Raw genomic sequence first — 14534 nt, forward strand, 5'->3', positions numbered from 1 at the left:
CCAGCGGATACTGAACAGGCATCTCCCAACCCGCAAAATCAACCAGCTTGCCTCCCAACTCAACATGGAGATCGTAGAGAGGAGTGCGTTTCGGTTCGGTGCTCATAATCCGGGCCTTTCGAATGCCGTTTTGAAAGATCACCGTGCGGTCTGCAATGGCAACCCTTTTACAATCAACACCAAGGTTCCCGGGACGCTATTGCGAGTCAACAGGATTTGCCATGATAGCCGATACAAAGCGTATACAGCCGCATGCAGCGGCCTTGTATCGTATAGGAAACTATTTTCCGTTGGGCAACGATCACATCGCGAAATCGCGGGTCTGAAAACGAACACGCAAAACCTTTGACGAGGGTCGGTTTTTGCCCGCCCCCTGACAAACGCCTCTGGCCCCTATCCAAATCCTGCCCTAAGACTTCGCCCAAGAGGAATTGCAATGTCACATATTACACTGGTGCGTCACGGACAGGCCAACACCACCGCACGGGATGAAGAAAGCTATGACAGGCTCAGCGATCTGGGCCATCAGCAGGCCCGCTGGCTGGGGGCGCACCTGCAGGATACGCGCGCCCATTACCCGCGGGTCTATTGCGGCACGTTGCAGCGACATGTGGAAACTGCGGCCAGCATGGGCTTGCCTGACCCAATCCGGGACGCACGCCTGAATGAGATCGAGTATTTCACCATCGCGCAGCTATATGAACAGCAGCACGGCGTGGCGATCCCCACCGACCGAGAGGGCTTTGTCGAACATCTGCCCCGCACCTTTGCCGCCTGGGCCCGGGGTGAGATCACGGATACGCCCGAAACCTTTGCCGAGTTCGAAACCCGTGTCTCGGACGCTTTGCGCGAGATTGGAACCGAGGGCGGGCCGGCCATCGTTGTGACCTCGGGCGGGTTGATTTCAATGGTGGTACGGCAAGCGATGGGTCTGGATATCCCGGCGATGGCACGGGTGGCGCTGGCCATCATGAACACGTCGCTGCATCGCCTGCACCCGATCGGCGCGCAGCTGAGCCCGGTTCTGTTCAATGCGGTGCCGCACCTGGACTCGCCCGACAGGCAATTCGCGCAAACCCACCTTTGACCTCGGAGGCCTTTATGATGCAGCTATACTATGCTCCCCGCACAATCTCGGTCGCTGTTGCCATTGCGTTGGAAGAGGCCGGGCTGGAGTATGAAGCGATCCAACTGGATTTCGCTGGGGGAGAACAAACGAAACCAGCTTATAAACAAATCAACCCCAAGGGCCGGGTTCCGGCACTGGTGGTTGATGGCGGTATCCTGACCGAAACCGGCGCTCTGCTGGAATATGTCGCGGCCAAGGCGCCCGAAGCCGAATTGGTGCCCACCGATCCGGTCATGGCCGCCCGGATGCGCGAGGTGATGTATTACCTGGCCTCGACCATGCATGTGAACCACGCGCACAAATTGCGCGGCGCCCGCTGGGCCGACAAGAAATCCAGCTGGAAAGACATGACGGACAAGGTTCCACAGAACATGACCGCGTCCTGCGACTATATCTCTTCCAACGGGTTGCGAGGGCCGTTTGTATTGGGCGAGGCCGTCTCGCTGGCAGATGCTTATCTCTATGTGGTTTGCAGTTGGCTGGAAGTCGACGGCGTCGACGTCTCGGCCTTTCCCAAAATTCTGACCTTCCGCGCGGCGATGGAGGCACGTTCTTCGGTTCAGGCGGTGCGCGCCGCCGGAATGCTCTGACAAAAGGATAACGCATGACACATCTTTGGGTCCGGGCAGAACAACGCCCGAATGAAGAACGGGTCGGGCTGACCTCCGAAGGCGCTGCTGATCTGATCGCAGCCGGCATCCGCGTGACGGTTGAGGAAAGTTCCGTGCGCGCAATCCCGATTGATGGCTACAGAGAGGTCGGATGCGAGATCGCGCCCGAAAACTCCTGGCCCCGGGCACCACTGGATGCGATCATCTTTGGCCTCAAGGAACTGCCCGAAGACGGTACGCCCCTGCCCCACCGCCACATCATGTTCGGCCACGCCTACAAAGGCCAGCATTCAGGTCGTGCGCTGCTTGCGCGGTTCAAGGCCGGCGGCGGAACGCTCTATGATCTGGAATATCTGGTGGACGAAGCCGGCCGCCGCGTCGCCGCCTTCGGCTATTGGGCTGGATATGCGGGCGCTGCTGTGACGCTTAAGACCTGGGCAGCGCAGCAACGAGGTCAGCAATGCCCGCCGGTCGGTGTGTATGCCAGCAAAGACGCGCTGAACGCGGAGTTGCTGACTGAATTGGATGCAACGGGCGCAACTCGCCCCCGCGCCATTGTCATTGGCGCTCTGGGCCGAGTGGGCACCGGGGCTGCAGACTTATGCGAGGCCATGGGGGTCAGCGTTACCAAATGGGACATGGCCGAAACGTCTAGCGGCGGACCGTTCCCGGAAATCCTTGACCACAATCTGTTCCTGAACTGCATCTTTGCGCGCCCCGGCACCCCGGTCTTTGTACCGCGTGAGGCTTTGACCGCGCCGCGCAAGCTGACCGCTATTGGCGATGTGGCCTGCGACCCCGATAGCGATTACAATCCGGTGCCCGTTTATGACCGTGCAACCTCCTGGGACGCCCCTGCCCTGCGTGTGGCGACTGATCCGGTGATGGACGTGATGGCCATCGACAACCTTCCGTCAATGCTGCCGGTCGAAAGCTCGCAAGATTATGCCACGCAATTGCTGCCTTCGTTGCTGACCCTGACCAATCTGAACGCCGGTGTCTGGGGCCGGGCGGCGGCGACCTATAACACTCATATCGAAGGATTCTGAGCGATGACGATTCATTGGTGTGGCACCGGCCTGTCGGCCATCCCCGGCCTGCGCCGCCTTATTGAAGGCGGGCACAAGGTCACCGTCTGGAACCGGACCATCGAAAAAGCCAATGCCGAGGTCGGTGACCTGACCGACGACATCCACGCCTTTGACATCGATGCGCTGGGTGCGGTGCTGAAAAAAGGCGACGTGATCGTCTCGATGCTGCCGGGTGACTGGCACGTGCCGCTGGCCGAACTGGCCATCGCGAAACAGGCCAATTTCGTCTCGTCCTCTTATATCGCGCCCGAGATGCGTGCGCTGGACGACAAGGCCCGCGAAGCCGGTGTGGCACTGGTGAACGAGGTCGGGCTGGACCCAGGCATAGACCACCTGATGGCGCATGCACTGGTCGATGACTACCGCGCCTCGGATGCGTTCGATGCCCAGAACCACCTGAGCTTCATTTCGTATTGCGGTGGCATTCCGAAGAATCCCAACCCGTTCCGTTATAAATTCAGCTGGTCGCCGCTGGGGGTACTCAAGGCGCTGCGTTCGCCGTCCAAGTCGATCCGCGACTATGTTCCGCTGGACGTGGCCCGCCCCTGGGACGCAATCACCAGCTATATCGCGCCGCTGCCGACGCCCGAAAGCTTTGAGGTCTACCCCAATCGCGACTCGATCCCGTTCATGCAGCAGTACCACTTTGAAAAGCACTGGCCGGTCAAGGAATTTGTCCGCGGCACCCTGCGCCTGAACGGCTGGGCCGATGCGTGGTCTGATGTATTCCACGAAATCGAAACCCTGTCCGGCCCCGAAGGTGACGCGCGCTTGAAAGAGATGTCAGACCAGTTCTGGGAAGAAAACGCCTATGACAAGGGCGAACCCGACCGCGTGGTCCTGTGCGTCGGGCTGAAGGCGGAAAAAGACGGCATCCCGGTCTGGCACAAGACCTATGTGATGGACGCCTGGGGTGACGCGCGTGGCACCGCCATGGCGCGACTGGTGTCGATCCCGGTGTCGCTTGCGGTCGAGGCGGTCCTGAACCGCTCCATCCCAGCCGGCGTCCACGCCGCCCCCAGTGACCCGAAACTGGTACAGGACTGGATGGCCGAAATCGACACGCTGACTCAGCATCTTCAGATCGTAGACCAGTTGAAATGAACGGCTGACACCGCCCGTTCGAGAATGGGCCGCTTAAAGGTTAAAAAAGCCATCCCGAAATATCGGAATGGCTTTTGGTTTGTCTTGCATCGCGATCGGTCAGATGTAGCGCTCGATCACGGTGTCGATATCGCTGCGGTTGATGCCCAGTTCGGCGAGTTCGGAATCGTTCAAGCGGTTCAGATCTTGTGCGGCGCGTACGATGCTGGAACTGATCGCCTGCAACCGCATCGCCCGGTCGAACAACAACACGGAACTGGCATTTATCGACTGGTCGCGATTTGGGTTAAAATCAAACATTTTCTCCTCCAAGTAATTTACGATATTCGGCGCGGCCCGTGGATCAGTGTGCGGTGCCCGAGTAAGGCTTCTTGTGATAAACGCTCTCATAGGCGCGTTGCTTGATCTCACTGCGTGGGATGCCGATGTCTGCCAATTGACGATCACTGAGGTTTTCCAGTGCCCGAACGGATTTGGCAAAGATATCGCGGCGAAAATGTTCGACCCGTGCTTCGGCGTAATTCGAGAACAGACCGAAGAAGAGCCCCTTTTGCGGAGTAACTGTTTGTGCGTATCCCATGACTTTCTCCTTTAACTCTGAATTGCGTTTGTCGTTGAAACAGAGAAAAGGGTTCGGGGTTAAAAGCGTCGGAGGGTTGGATTAAATCCGCTTAATCTTCGCAGGACCAGACGCCGACAACATGGCACGGTCAGGTGTAATCAGCTGAAATAAAATAATTTAATCAAAATCACTAATATCCAGCGCGTTTTTAACCAGAAACAAAACCGCGGCATCAAGGTCTTCACGCGCCAAAACTTGTTTGAACGACGCCGTCAATGCATCCGTTTCCCATGTCCGTACAGACAAGGCGATCCAGCCTGCCAGTTCCGCGCTGCGTTCAAGCTCAAGCTTGTAAATCTCCAGTATTTGTTCTTGCAATTCCGGCCATGTGGAACCGCCAACGGCAAGAACCTGAATTAGCTTCTGCTTATCTTCTGGCGACGAGTTCGCCTGCGCTAACGCCTGCCCAATCGCTTCTACTGCGTCTGCGCCGTCCACCTCGATCCCGGCCAGCGCCCAATCCGCTATGTTTCGGTCACCGGCACGCAACGCGGGCTGATACCGCTGTCGAACGAATGCCTGCGCGGCAGGATCGGATTGCATACCCAACAATCGAATGACAGCCGGCGCATAAGCAAGGCGATTTACATCGCGCAACTCCTGCAACAAAGACGCGGTTGTCACAACGTCCCGCACCTGTCGGGCAGTCGGATACGGTGCGCGATGAAGCTCTGCAAGCGCGGCATTGCGCAACAGCCTGTCTTCATGCGTCAGATATTGGCTAAAAAAAGTGACGCGTGCAGGGTTAGCCGTTTTTCCGACGATCCAGTGTTTACCCTGAAAACGCACCGCTTCCAGAAAAGCTGCCCGCTCTTGCGTCATCAGAAAACCTTTTGACCAGGCGCTTGCGAAGCTGCGGCCTGACTTGTCCACAGATCCGCTGCCGTAGATCATCAAAACAACTCTTTCAGGGTCGACGCGGAAGGCTGATCGCGTCACGCTGTCAACCAGGAATGGGATATCCGGTAGGGTCTCTAGCTGCGCGGGCGCGCCTTTCAGCACGGAAACCGAGGCGTACTTAAAGGGATTGGTCGGCGACGGCGCAGCCAGAACAATCACACGCGCAGACAGAATACGGTCTGCAAGAGAGTATTCCGGCAATGTTGTACAAACCGAACAGGCGTTCGAAACGCGCGGAGCGGCCATGCTGGCCACGGCAAACACAAGTCCCACTAGAATACGCCAATCGAGTCGCATGGTTCGAGCATCCACCGGTTTACGGCCCTGCTGCAACTATTCTTTGCGCCGCCGAATTGGCGGTCGGATTTGATGACCACCAGGCATGGGGAAAAGGCGCTTCGTTCAAACCGGCCTACATCAGATCGTTTTCCACGTCCTCGGCTGAAATCCCCAGCGCATCCAGACCGTTTTCTAGGTGATCCGACAGGTGTGGAGTGCCGATCAGATAATCGGCGCAGGGGGTCGAGGCCTCGGATTTTGCGGTTGCGATGGCTTCGGCCAGATCCTCGGCGAAAAAGCTTTCGCGTCCGATCCACATGACAGCAACCAGCTCGGCCTGCTCGTCCTCACCCATACGGTCGATAAAGGCGCGCAGTTCGCCCTCGGCGCGGTTCAGTTCGCGCCCCATCATGGCGACCTGAGCGATTTTTCTTGCCGAGATTTCCAACATGACCCAACTCCTCGTGTTCGCGGTTTCATCCTAGCACAACCACCTCACGGCGCCTGAGTCTTTGATCTTACGCAAACTATGCCAGCTTAAGGCTCGCGAATGCGGGAAACCGGGTGGTCGGGAATGGGGGCTGTACGAAACGGGCGGAACCGGGCCTTTTTCGCCTTCAACTTCACCGCCTGCCACAGGATCAGGAAAAACGCGCGGCGCGCACCAAAAGGTCGGCGCAGCAAAGACCTTAGGATCGTACGATTGGTCAGCGGAGCCCGCCGTCCGGTCAGGGTTGCAATCAGCCCACCATCGTCGCGCACGTAATCGATCCAGACACCCACCCGGTCCGGGCGATAGTCAAACCGGAAGGTATAAGACCCTTCGACCTTTTGAAACGGCGAGACATGCATCAGCTTGTCCGCCACGATCCGGTCCGAGGGTCGGATCGGCGCAAAGTTGGGGGTGTGGCACAGATAGCTGTGGCGCGTGCCATAGGTGTTTGTGACCTCGGCCACCACGGCGTAAAGCTGGCCGTCAACATCAAAGCAAAACCAGAAGCTGACCGGATTGAACACATGGCCGAACACTCGCGGCTGGGTCAGCAATGTCACGTGATCCGGTTGGGTCACGCCCATCTGGTCAAACTGCTCCCGCAGCCAGGCCGCACCGCGCCCCTGCCCTGGCTCACCCCCATGGTCGAGTTCCCGCCAGTTGGTGACATTAGTCCGGTTCAGGGAAAACAGCGCCGGAGTGGCCGGATGGCTTTCCGGGTCCAACAAGATGTAGTCGACGGAATAACGAAAGGCGTTCTGGATCGCGCCCTTGCGCCCGTGAAAGGTATGGCCTGCAACATGGTCGACCGTGTTCACGCAGTTTTCTCCGATCTTCGTGTAAACCGTTCCGGCGGCATTCTTTTCCTCATGTGTTTCTATCAGATAGTACGATATTTGACGCGGCCCGGATCAAAAACAGCAAATAAAGTGATCCGTCTTGGGCTGGGCCGCGTAATGTGGTTATGTTTACCGAGATCGATACCGTGACCTTGGATGAACCGGCGGCCGAAAGGCCAGCACTGAAACCTCGGCGCGCAAGCAAACGCATCAGGGGCAAGCCGGTGAACAAAGCGGATGGCAGTTGCGACACCAGAACTGAGTGGGTGAGCCACGTCAGGCGCATTCGGGACGCGCAGGATCAGGCGGCCTTTGCCGAACTGTTCCAACACTTCGCGCCACGCATCAAGGCGTTCCTGATTAAGTCAGGGTCCGACGCCGCGCTGGCCGAGGAATGCGCGCAAGAGGTGATGGCGACCTTGTGGCACAAGGCGCATCTGTTCGATCCCACTCGTGCGACCGTGGCCACTTGGGTGTTCACGATTGCAAGAAACAAGCGCATCGACGTTCTGCGCAAACAACGCCGACCCGAACCCGAGGATCTGTGGTGGGGGCCTGAGGCGGAACCAGATCAGGACGACGTGGTCGCGCTGCAACAGGAAACCGCGCAGCTGCGCGACGCCATGGCGGCGTTGCCCGAGGCGCAAAGACAACTGATCGAACAGGCCTATTTTGGTGATCTGAGCCATCGAGAAATCGCATCTCAGACCGGGTTGCCCTTGGGTACGATCAAATCACGGATACGGCTGGCGCTGGACCGCTTGCGCCATGCGATGAATTGAGATGACGAAGATGAGCAACGATATCAAACATCACCTGACAGACGATCTGTTGATGGCCTACGCCGCGGGCAACCTGCCCGAAGCGTTCGACCTGATGGTGGCAACACACCTGTCCCTGTGTGACCACTGCCGCGCCCGGGCCGAAAGCTTTGACGCTGTGGGCGGATGTGTTCTGCAAGAGCAGGACAGCCCTACCAGCATGAGCGATGGGTCTCTAGCCGCAACCATGGCGCTGATCGCTCAGGGAGCCCCGATTGCAAAACCCGCACGTCCGGGATGCGCGGTGCTGCCCGCACCTTTGCAGGATTACGTGGGCGGCGATGTGAACGACATCAAATGGCGCTCCATCGGTATGGGCGTGAAACAGGCGATCCTACCCACCACGAACGAGGCCACCGCCCGCCTGCTATTCATTCCGGCCGGTGCAGCCGTGCCCGATCACAGCCACAACGGCATGGAACTGACGATGGTTCTGCAAGGCGCGTTTTCGGACGAGGTCGACCATTTCGGTCGTGGAGATGTTGAGATTGCGGATGAAAGCCTGCACCACACGCCGACGGCCGATATCTCAGAGGATTGCATCTGTCTGGCCGTGACTGACGCGCCCTTGAAATTTACCAAGTTGATGCCGCGCCTGTTCCAGCCATTCCTACGAATCTGAAGCGTTGATGCGGCTCGTGCTACACTGACTCATCAATAGGTTCGGGAGACGTTTCATGAGACATCATCTGATACTGACTGCATTGATCGCAAGCCTTACCAGCACGGCCTGGGCGCAGCGTGCAGCAGAAGTAAAATTCGAGCCCGGCAATTTCGGCACGATGGTGAATGGGGCAATTACCGGCAACGAGTATTTCGATTACATGTTGGGCGCGCAGGCTGGTCAGGAAATGTTCGCCGATCTCAAGGTCAGCGACACCAATGGCAATGGCGTGATTTACTTCAACATCCTGCCACCCGGCAGTGACGGCGTTGCGATCTACAACGGCTCTATCGATGGCAACACCGCCCGCATCGACCTGCCCGAAGACGGAGATTATACGATCCGCGTCTATCTGATGGGCAATGATCGGGATACTGATAAGACAGTCGGCTACAATCTGGATCTGTCGATCCAGTAAAGCCTAGCCTTCGGATTTGCCCAGCGGTACCACATTATTGTGGTCGTCCGGGGCAAGCTCTTCGAAATCGAAGTTGTCCAACCGCTGTGCCCGACGCCCGGCTTTTTCGGCACTGATCTTGATTTCCGAGATATCCTTGGCTGCCTGACCGAAATGGCGGTCGAGGTTCGAAACCCGATCCCCCAAACGCTCCACATCCTTGTGCAATAGGCCCAGCTCCTTGCGGATTGCCCCCGCCTGTTCTCGCATACGCGCGTCTTTCAAGATCGCCCGCATCGTGTTCAGCGTCGCCATGCAGGTGGTGGGAGAAACGATCCAGACTCGCTTGCTGAAACTCTCCTGCACCAGTTCCGGGAATTTGGCGTGCAACTCGGCATATACCGCCTCGGACGGTAGAAACATAAGCGCGCCGTCGGCGGTTTCGCCGTCCAGAATGTACTTCTCGGCAATGTCGTTGATATGTTTGCGCACCGTACTGCGGAACATCTGAACCGCCGCTTTCAACTCGGCATCATTGGTCGAAGCGATCAACGCCTCATACGCCTCCAATGGGAATTTGCTGTCGATCACAATCGGTCCGGGAGGGTTTGGCAGGTGGATCAGGCAGTCCGCTCGGCGCCCGTTCGACAAAGTCGCCTGCAATTGGAAGCTGTCCGACGGCAATGCCTTCGAGACGATATCGTTCAGCTGAATTTCCCCAAACGCGCCGCGTGTCTGCTTGTTCGACAAGATATCCTGCAACGACAGCACATCGCCCGACAGCTTGGTGATATTGTCCTGCGCTTTGTCGATGGCGGCCAGACGTTCCTGCAATTGTGTCAGAGACGTCGCGGTCTGTTTGGACGAGCCATGCAGCGATTCCTTCATTCGCTCCTGCATCTCGGCCAAAGCCCGAGCGGATTTCATCGCATTGTCTGCCAACCGGTCATTCATTTGCTGCTGTACCGAGGACAGGCGGGATTCAACTGTCTGTATCACCTGAACCTGCGCATTGGCTTGCGTGTCCGAGACATGCTGCAACCCTCCGCGCAGCTGTTCCTGGCCCTGCCCCAGTTGCTGCACGTGTTGACCCAAGTGCGCCATCTGCCGCGCCAGCGGTTCTGCCATTCGGGCGGAACGGTTGGCTGCCCGCAAGGACAGGAATAGCAGCAGCAGAATCAATGCCACCACTCCACCCGCGATCAGCACCACAGGGTCGTTCAAAGCCATTTCTGTGCCAGCAATCTCGATCATGTCGCCTCGGATGTTCTTGTTTTATTCTTCATAGCCCGGCGAAGCGCCGGGATCAACTGCGCCCGAACAGGCGTTCGATGTCGCTCAGCTTCAGTTCCACATAAGTGGGTCGCCCGTGATTGCACTGGCCGGAATGGGGAGTCGCCTCCATCTCGCGCAGCAGGGCATTCATTTCTTCGGCCCGCATCCGGCGGCCAGACCGGACCGAACCATGACAGGCCACCCGGCTAAGGATTGCTTCGATCCGCGCCTGCACCGTTTGGCTTTCGCCCTGATCGGCCAGTTCATCCAGAATATCCAGGATCATTGCACGGGCATCCACTTCGCCCAGAATGGCAGGTGTTTCACGCACGGCGATGGCGCCGCCGCCAAAGGGTTCCAACGTCAGCCCAAGGCGCGACAGGTCATCCGCAACCGCCATCAGACGCGCGCAGTCGCCTTCGGACAGCTCGACGATTTCCGGGATTAGCAATGCCTGCGCGGCGACGCCGTTTTCGGTCATCTGGGTTTTTAGCTTTTCATAAACCAGTCGTTCATGCGCGGCGTGCTGATCGACGATCACCATACCATCAGCGGTCTGGGCAATGATGTAGTTCTCATGTACTTGCCCGCGCGCCGCACCCAAGGGCAGGTCCTGCATCGGGGGCTCTTCTGCCGTGGTCGAAACTGGCGGAGCCGCCTCCACGATGCTACCGCTATAATCGCGGGACAGTTCGGCAAAACCCGGCGCCTGCGCGTGAAACGCGGCCTGCCGGGCTGCGGGCGAAGGACGATACATCTGATACACCCGGGCGGGAGTGGGCTGTGCCGGTTCGGGCCGCATCGCACCCAGCGTTGCATTTGCCACGGTCGAGGACGCTCGGTGCCCCGCCTCGGCCAACGCATGCCGCAAGGCCGAGACGATTAGCCCCCGCGCCACGCCGGGATCGCGGAACCGAACCTCGGACTTCGCAGGGTGAACATTTACATCCACCAGCATCGGGTCACAGTCGATAAACAATGCGGCCGCCGGATGCCGGTCACGGCTGAGGAAATCGAAATAGGCCGCCCGCAGCGCACCGGTCAGCATCTTGTCACGCACGGGACGGCCGTTGACGAAGAGATACTGCGCCACCGCTGCGCCACGCGAATAGGTCGGCAAGGCAGCATAGCCATACAAGCGAATACCCTCACGAGTCGCATCGATCTGCAATGCGTTCTCGGCAAACTCGCGCCCGATCACGCGGGCCAGACGGGCGTGCAACGCATCGAACAGATCGCCATTTTCGCGATCGGCGCGAAAGGTCACGCGACCTTCGCCCCCGCCCGAGACATCGCGCAGCGTAAAAGTGATGGCGGGCTCGGCCATGGCCAGACGTTTGACCGTATCAGTGATCGCCTGCGCCTCGGCCCGGTCGGTGCGCATGAATTTTAGCCGAGCGGGCGTGGCAAAGAACAGATCCCTCAGCTCGACCACCGTGCCTGCACGCAAGGCGGCGGGTTTCACCGCCTCCATCTTGCCACCAGATACAGATATCTGGGCCGCATCTGACCCCGGCACCCGACTGGTTATGTTCAGCCGCCCAACCGCACCCAGCGACGGCAGCGCCTCGCCCCGGAAGCCGAACGTGTGAATGTTCAGCAGATCCGACCCGTCGATCTTGGATGTCGCGTGGCGCGAAAGGGCCAGTGGCAGATCGTCCGCCGAAATCCCGCACCCATCATCCGTGACGCGAATCAACGTCTTGCCACCATCAGCGATATCGATGGCGATCCGGGTCGATCCGGCGTCGATGGCGTTTTCCACCAGTTCTTTGACAGCCGAGGAGGGACGTTCCACCACCTCACCCGCAGCGATGCGGTTGATTGCGGCATCGTCAAGTTGACGGATTACGGGGCGGATTTCGCTGATATTGGGGTTTGCCTGCACCATACCACCAGACCTAGCATATGCGCGCACGATTCTGCCACTGATTTGGCAGTCCTATTTTTAGGAGGGAGGGGGCGTTCGAACAATCGCGCTGTGCCGATGTCAACAGACGGCAAACCTTGCCACGATTGTCCGAACGATCCAAGTGAGTGGTGGTCATTCAGAAATTTATTGCGGCGGGCCTAACACGAAACGCGGCGCGACAATCATTAACTCTGTCCTCGCTGGGCGTCTGGGCGAATTTCAGCCGACCCCTCGCATTGACCAACAGCGGGAAAGCGCCGTGTCAAGTGGCTTGGGGCGCTCCGGCACGGGAGCGGCACGGGCCCCACAATGCGGCGCAGGCCAGGATCAGGCCGGACATGGTTGCGATCATCCCTGCCGCGCTGACCGCATCCGTACTGCCCAACCAAAGCGGCCCGTAGCCCGCCAGCACATAGCCCGATATTGCCGACACGCTGGCGAAAATGACGCTCCAGGCGATTTGGGTTTCCAGCCGATTTGTCATCATCCGCGCCGCCGCCGGGGGGCAAATGAACATGGCGATCACGATAATTGACCCCACTGCATCAAACGCGGCCACGGCCGATATTGCAGCCACGATCACCAACGCCATACCCAGCGCGCCGGTGCGAATGCCGATGGTGCGTGCGAAGCCTTCGTCGAAGGTCGAAATTTTCAACGGACGCCAGAACAGCCAGATGAACAGGACCACCCCGACCAGCGTCAGCGCAATCCGCGGCAGCTCCGGCGGCAGCCCGGCCAAAGCCGTCAGGTCCAACAGCGATGACCAGCCCACAGCATCCAGCCAGATCAGGCTTTCCAGATTGCCATATAGCGCATGTTCCACGTCCAGATGCACGGTCGAGGTATCGGTCTGCTCCAGCAGCAGCACACCGCCTGCGAACATGGTGGTGAACACCACGCCCATCGCAGCACCTGGTTCAATCTGGCCCAGCCGCCGGATCGCCTCGATCATCACAACGGCAACAATGGCTGCACCCGCCGCGCCCAGCATCATGGGCCAGGTCGAGATCGCTCCGGTCAGCAGAAAGGCCACAACGATGCCGGGCAGCACTACGTGGCTGATTGCGTCCCCAATTAGGGCTTGTTTGCGAAGTACAAGAAAATTCCCCGGCAGGGCGCAGGCGATGGCGGCGAAGATCCCGATCAACAGAGGCGTCAGGGACAGGGGGACAAATTCTTCACCGCTCATGGCTGGACCTCCTGCGGGCCACCGATCAGGCGGTCGATATCCGCGATCTGATCGCGGGTCAGCACCGTTTCGATATCGCGCAGCCCGTCATAAAGCGCCGCCGTCGCCTCATGCGCCTGATCCGCGCGTACGATTTCCCACCGTTTTTCGTCGCGCAGCGCCTTGGCGGCACGGGCCTTGCCAGCCTCCGTGGCAACACCATCGGCGCGGGCCAAGCCAGCGCGTTTCAGCAGGCGCAGGGTCAGCGGTTCATAGATTTTCTGACCTTGCGCCAGCGCCAGCAATCCTTGGCGGATATGCACCCGACGCTGGAATCTCAGATGTTGCAACACCGCCGCCAGAACACCGCGAACAGGTGCAAACAGTAGGGACAGCGCGAAAAAGCCAAAACTGACCAGCACGATGATCGGACCGGTCGGCAGGTTCGGCGCCGAGGCCGACAGGGCCGCGCCCAGATACCCGGCCAACCCACCCGCCAAACCAGCGAGCAAAACAACTCGGTCCGAGCGGTCGGTCCAGAACCGCGCGGTCACGGGCGGTATGATCAGCAATGCCACAATCAGGATCAGCCCGACGATCTTCAACCCGACAACGGTGACGGCCATCACCAATCCCATCATCGCCAGATCAATCCGATGCACAGGCAGACCCCGTGCGGCGGCATATTCCGGGTCAAACGCCACCATGGTCATCGGTCGGCGGATGATCATCACCAGAACAAGCGTAGCGGCCCCGCCAATCGCAATGATCAGCGCATCCGCCCACAACATCCCGGCAGTGGAGCCCAGCAAGAACCCTTCGAGCCCCGCCTGACGACCAACGCCCATGGTTTGAATCACGGTCAGCAGTACGATGCCAAATCCGAAGAAAACGGACAGCACCGCGCCGATGGCAGCATCTTCGGCCAGCCGCGTGCCCCGGGTCAGCCAATTCATACACAGCAGACCAATCCAGGCCGAGATCGCCGATCCGGCAAGCAGACCGATCAGATTGCGTCCATCGCCGCCAAAAGCGACCAGCACCATGAAGGCCAGGCACACGCCGGGCAGGGTCGCATGGCTGATCGCATCGCTGACCAGCGCGCGTTTGCGCAGAAACAGGAAAGTGCCGGTCACCCCGGCGGATACGCCCAGCAAGGTCGCACCAATAGCAACCAGCGTGGCGTTATAGCCAAGCTGCAGGCTCAGAGCATCCCAAAGCATGAT

The 14534-nt window shown here is 59.1% G+C and carries 16 protein-coding genes; 7 read left to right on the top strand and 9 right to left on the bottom strand.

The features are described from left to right. Positions 1-436 precede the first annotated feature (436 nt). Genes ACR0LY_RS09645 through ACR0LY_RS09660 form a run of 4 tightly spaced genes read left to right on the top strand, consistent with a single transcriptional unit; the run spans position 437 to position 3935 of the window. Positions 437-1087, top strand: a complete 651-nt coding sequence (locus tag ACR0LY_RS09645; protein WP_170349837.1) for a histidine phosphatase family protein — start codon at positions 437-439, stop codon at positions 1085-1087. Positions 1088-1104: 17 nt separating this feature from the next. Then, positions 1105-1719, top strand: coding sequence for a glutathione S-transferase family protein (locus ACR0LY_RS09650; protein ID WP_170349853.1), 615 nt, complete (start codon positions 1105-1107; stop codon positions 1717-1719). A gap of 14 nt (positions 1720-1733) precedes the next feature. After that, the gene (locus tag ACR0LY_RS09655; RefSeq protein ID WP_170349836.1) at positions 1734-2789 is read left to right on the top strand and encodes a saccharopine dehydrogenase; all 1056 of its coding nucleotides are present in this window, start codon (positions 1734-1736) and stop codon (positions 2787-2789) included. A gap of 3 nt (positions 2790-2792) precedes the next feature. Continuing rightward, on the top strand, positions 2793-3935 hold the full coding sequence (locus tag ACR0LY_RS09660; protein WP_170349835.1) for a saccharopine dehydrogenase family protein: 1143 nt from the start codon (positions 2793-2795) through the stop codon (positions 3933-3935). A gap of 99 nt (positions 3936-4034) precedes the next feature. On the opposite strand, the gene ACR0LY_RS09665 is transcribed toward ACR0LY_RS09660, so the two are convergent. From ACR0LY_RS09665 to ACR0LY_RS09685, 5 genes are all read right to left on the bottom strand, one after another. Next, entirely contained in the window at positions 4035-4235 is a 201-nt protein-coding gene (locus tag ACR0LY_RS09665) for a DUF1127 domain-containing protein (protein WP_170349834.1), read from the bottom strand. A 43-nt stretch (positions 4236-4278) separates the two neighbouring features. Then, a complete protein-coding gene (locus ACR0LY_RS09670; RefSeq protein ID WP_170349833.1) occupies positions 4279-4515 on the bottom strand; it encodes a DUF1127 domain-containing protein in 237 nt (78 codons plus the stop codon). A gap of 159 nt (positions 4516-4674) precedes the next feature. Then, the gene (locus tag ACR0LY_RS09675; RefSeq protein ID WP_170349832.1) at positions 4675-5754 is read right to left on the bottom strand and encodes a hypothetical protein; all 1080 of its coding nucleotides are present in this window, start codon (positions 5752-5754) and stop codon (positions 4675-4677) included. A 115-nt stretch (positions 5755-5869) separates the two neighbouring features. Then, on the bottom strand, positions 5870-6187 hold the full coding sequence (locus ACR0LY_RS09680; protein WP_170326413.1) for a DUF3775 domain-containing protein: 318 nt from the start codon (positions 6185-6187) through the stop codon (positions 5870-5872). A gap of 86 nt (positions 6188-6273) precedes the next feature. Next, positions 6274-7047, bottom strand: coding sequence for a DUF1365 domain-containing protein (locus ACR0LY_RS09685; protein ID WP_170349831.1), 774 nt, complete (start codon positions 7045-7047; stop codon positions 6274-6276). A 146-nt stretch (positions 7048-7193) separates the two neighbouring features. Between ACR0LY_RS09685 and ACR0LY_RS09690 the strand changes: the two genes are divergently transcribed. The 3 genes from ACR0LY_RS09690 to ACR0LY_RS09700 are packed head-to-tail and all read left to right on the top strand — an operon-like array spanning position 7194 to position 8971. Continuing rightward, positions 7194-7850, top strand: a complete 657-nt coding sequence (locus ACR0LY_RS09690; RefSeq protein WP_170349830.1) for a sigma-70 family RNA polymerase sigma factor — start codon at positions 7194-7196, stop codon at positions 7848-7850. 10 nt (positions 7851-7860) lie between these two features. Then, positions 7861-8511 carry a ChrR family anti-sigma-E factor gene (locus ACR0LY_RS09695; protein ID WP_170349829.1) on the top strand — a complete coding sequence of 217 codons (651 nt, stop codon included), beginning with the start codon at positions 7861-7863 and terminating at the stop codon, positions 8509-8511. Between the two features lie 55 nt (positions 8512-8566). Next, positions 8567-8971, top strand: a complete 405-nt coding sequence (locus ACR0LY_RS09700) for a hypothetical protein (protein ID WP_170349828.1) — start codon at positions 8567-8569, stop codon at positions 8969-8971. Between the two features lie 3 nt (positions 8972-8974). Here the strand turns inward: ACR0LY_RS09700 and ACR0LY_RS09705 are convergent, their stop codons facing one another. The 4 genes from ACR0LY_RS09705 to ACR0LY_RS09720 form a co-directional block, all read right to left on the bottom strand. Then, positions 8975-10204, bottom strand: coding sequence for a DNA recombination protein RmuC (locus ACR0LY_RS09705; protein ID WP_170349827.1), 1230 nt, complete (start codon positions 10202-10204; stop codon positions 8975-8977). A 52-nt stretch (positions 10205-10256) separates the two neighbouring features. Continuing rightward, complete coding sequence (mutL, locus tag ACR0LY_RS09710; protein ID WP_170349826.1) at positions 10257-12116, bottom strand: DNA mismatch repair endonuclease MutL; 1860 nt, start codon at positions 12114-12116, stop codon at positions 10257-10259. Between the two features lie 283 nt (positions 12117-12399). Then, the gene (locus ACR0LY_RS09715; protein WP_170349825.1) at positions 12400-13329 is read right to left on the bottom strand and encodes a metal ABC transporter permease; all 930 of its coding nucleotides are present in this window, start codon (positions 13327-13329) and stop codon (positions 12400-12402) included. Continuing rightward, positions 13326-14531 carry a metal ABC transporter permease gene (locus ACR0LY_RS09720; protein ID WP_170349824.1) on the bottom strand — a complete coding sequence of 402 codons (1206 nt, stop codon included), beginning with the start codon at positions 14529-14531 and terminating at the stop codon, positions 13326-13328. The genes ACR0LY_RS09715 and ACR0LY_RS09720 overlap by 4 nt, the downstream gene beginning before the upstream one ends. Between the last annotated feature and the right edge of the window lie 3 nt (positions 14532-14534).

The organism is Ruegeria sp. BC5, assembly GCF_056539205.1.

Coding starts and splice junctions, on each gene's coding strand:
- ACR0LY_RS09645 (WP_170349837.1), top strand. CDS start 437: ATGTCACATATTACACTGGTGCGTCACGGACAGGCCAACACCACCGCA.
- ACR0LY_RS09650 (WP_170349853.1), top strand. CDS start 1,105: ATGCAGCTATACTATGCTCCCCGCACAATCTCGGTCGCTGTTGCCATT.
- ACR0LY_RS09655 (WP_170349836.1), top strand. CDS start 1,734: ATGACACATCTTTGGGTCCGGGCAGAACAACGCCCGAATGAAGAACGG.
- ACR0LY_RS09660 (WP_170349835.1), top strand. CDS start 2,793: ATGACGATTCATTGGTGTGGCACCGGCCTGTCGGCCATCCCCGGCCTG.
- ACR0LY_RS09665 (WP_170349834.1), bottom strand. CDS start 4,235: ATGTTTGATTTTAACCCAAATCGCGACCAGTCGATAAATGCCAGTTCC.
- ACR0LY_RS09670 (WP_170349833.1), bottom strand. CDS start 4,515: ATGGGATACGCACAAACAGTTACTCCGCAAAAGGGGCTCTTCTTCGGT.
- ACR0LY_RS09675 (WP_170349832.1), bottom strand. CDS start 5,754: ATGCGACTCGATTGGCGTATTCTAGTGGGACTTGTGTTTGCCGTGGCC.
- ACR0LY_RS09680 (WP_170326413.1), bottom strand. CDS start 6,187: ATGTTGGAAATCTCGGCAAGAAAAATCGCTCAGGTCGCCATGATGGGG.
- ACR0LY_RS09690 (WP_170349830.1), top strand. CDS start 7,194: ATGTTTACCGAGATCGATACCGTGACCTTGGATGAACCGGCGGCCGAA.
- ACR0LY_RS09695 (WP_170349829.1), top strand. CDS start 7,861: ATGAGCAACGATATCAAACATCACCTGACAGACGATCTGTTGATGGCC.
- ACR0LY_RS09700 (WP_170349828.1), top strand. CDS start 8,567: ATGAGACATCATCTGATACTGACTGCATTGATCGCAAGCCTTACCAGC.
- ACR0LY_RS09705 (WP_170349827.1), bottom strand. CDS start 10,204: ATGATCGAGATTGCTGGCACAGAAATGGCTTTGAACGACCCTGTGGTG.
- mutL (WP_170349826.1), bottom strand. CDS start 12,116: ATGGTGCAGGCAAACCCCAATATCAGCGAAATCCGCCCCGTAATCCGT.
- ACR0LY_RS09715 (WP_170349825.1), bottom strand. CDS start 13,329: ATGAGCGGTGAAGAATTTGTCCCCCTGTCCCTGACGCCTCTGTTGATC.
- ACR0LY_RS09720 (WP_170349824.1), bottom strand. CDS start 14,531: ATGCTTTGGGATGCTCTGAGCCTGCAGCTTGGCTATAACGCCACGCTG.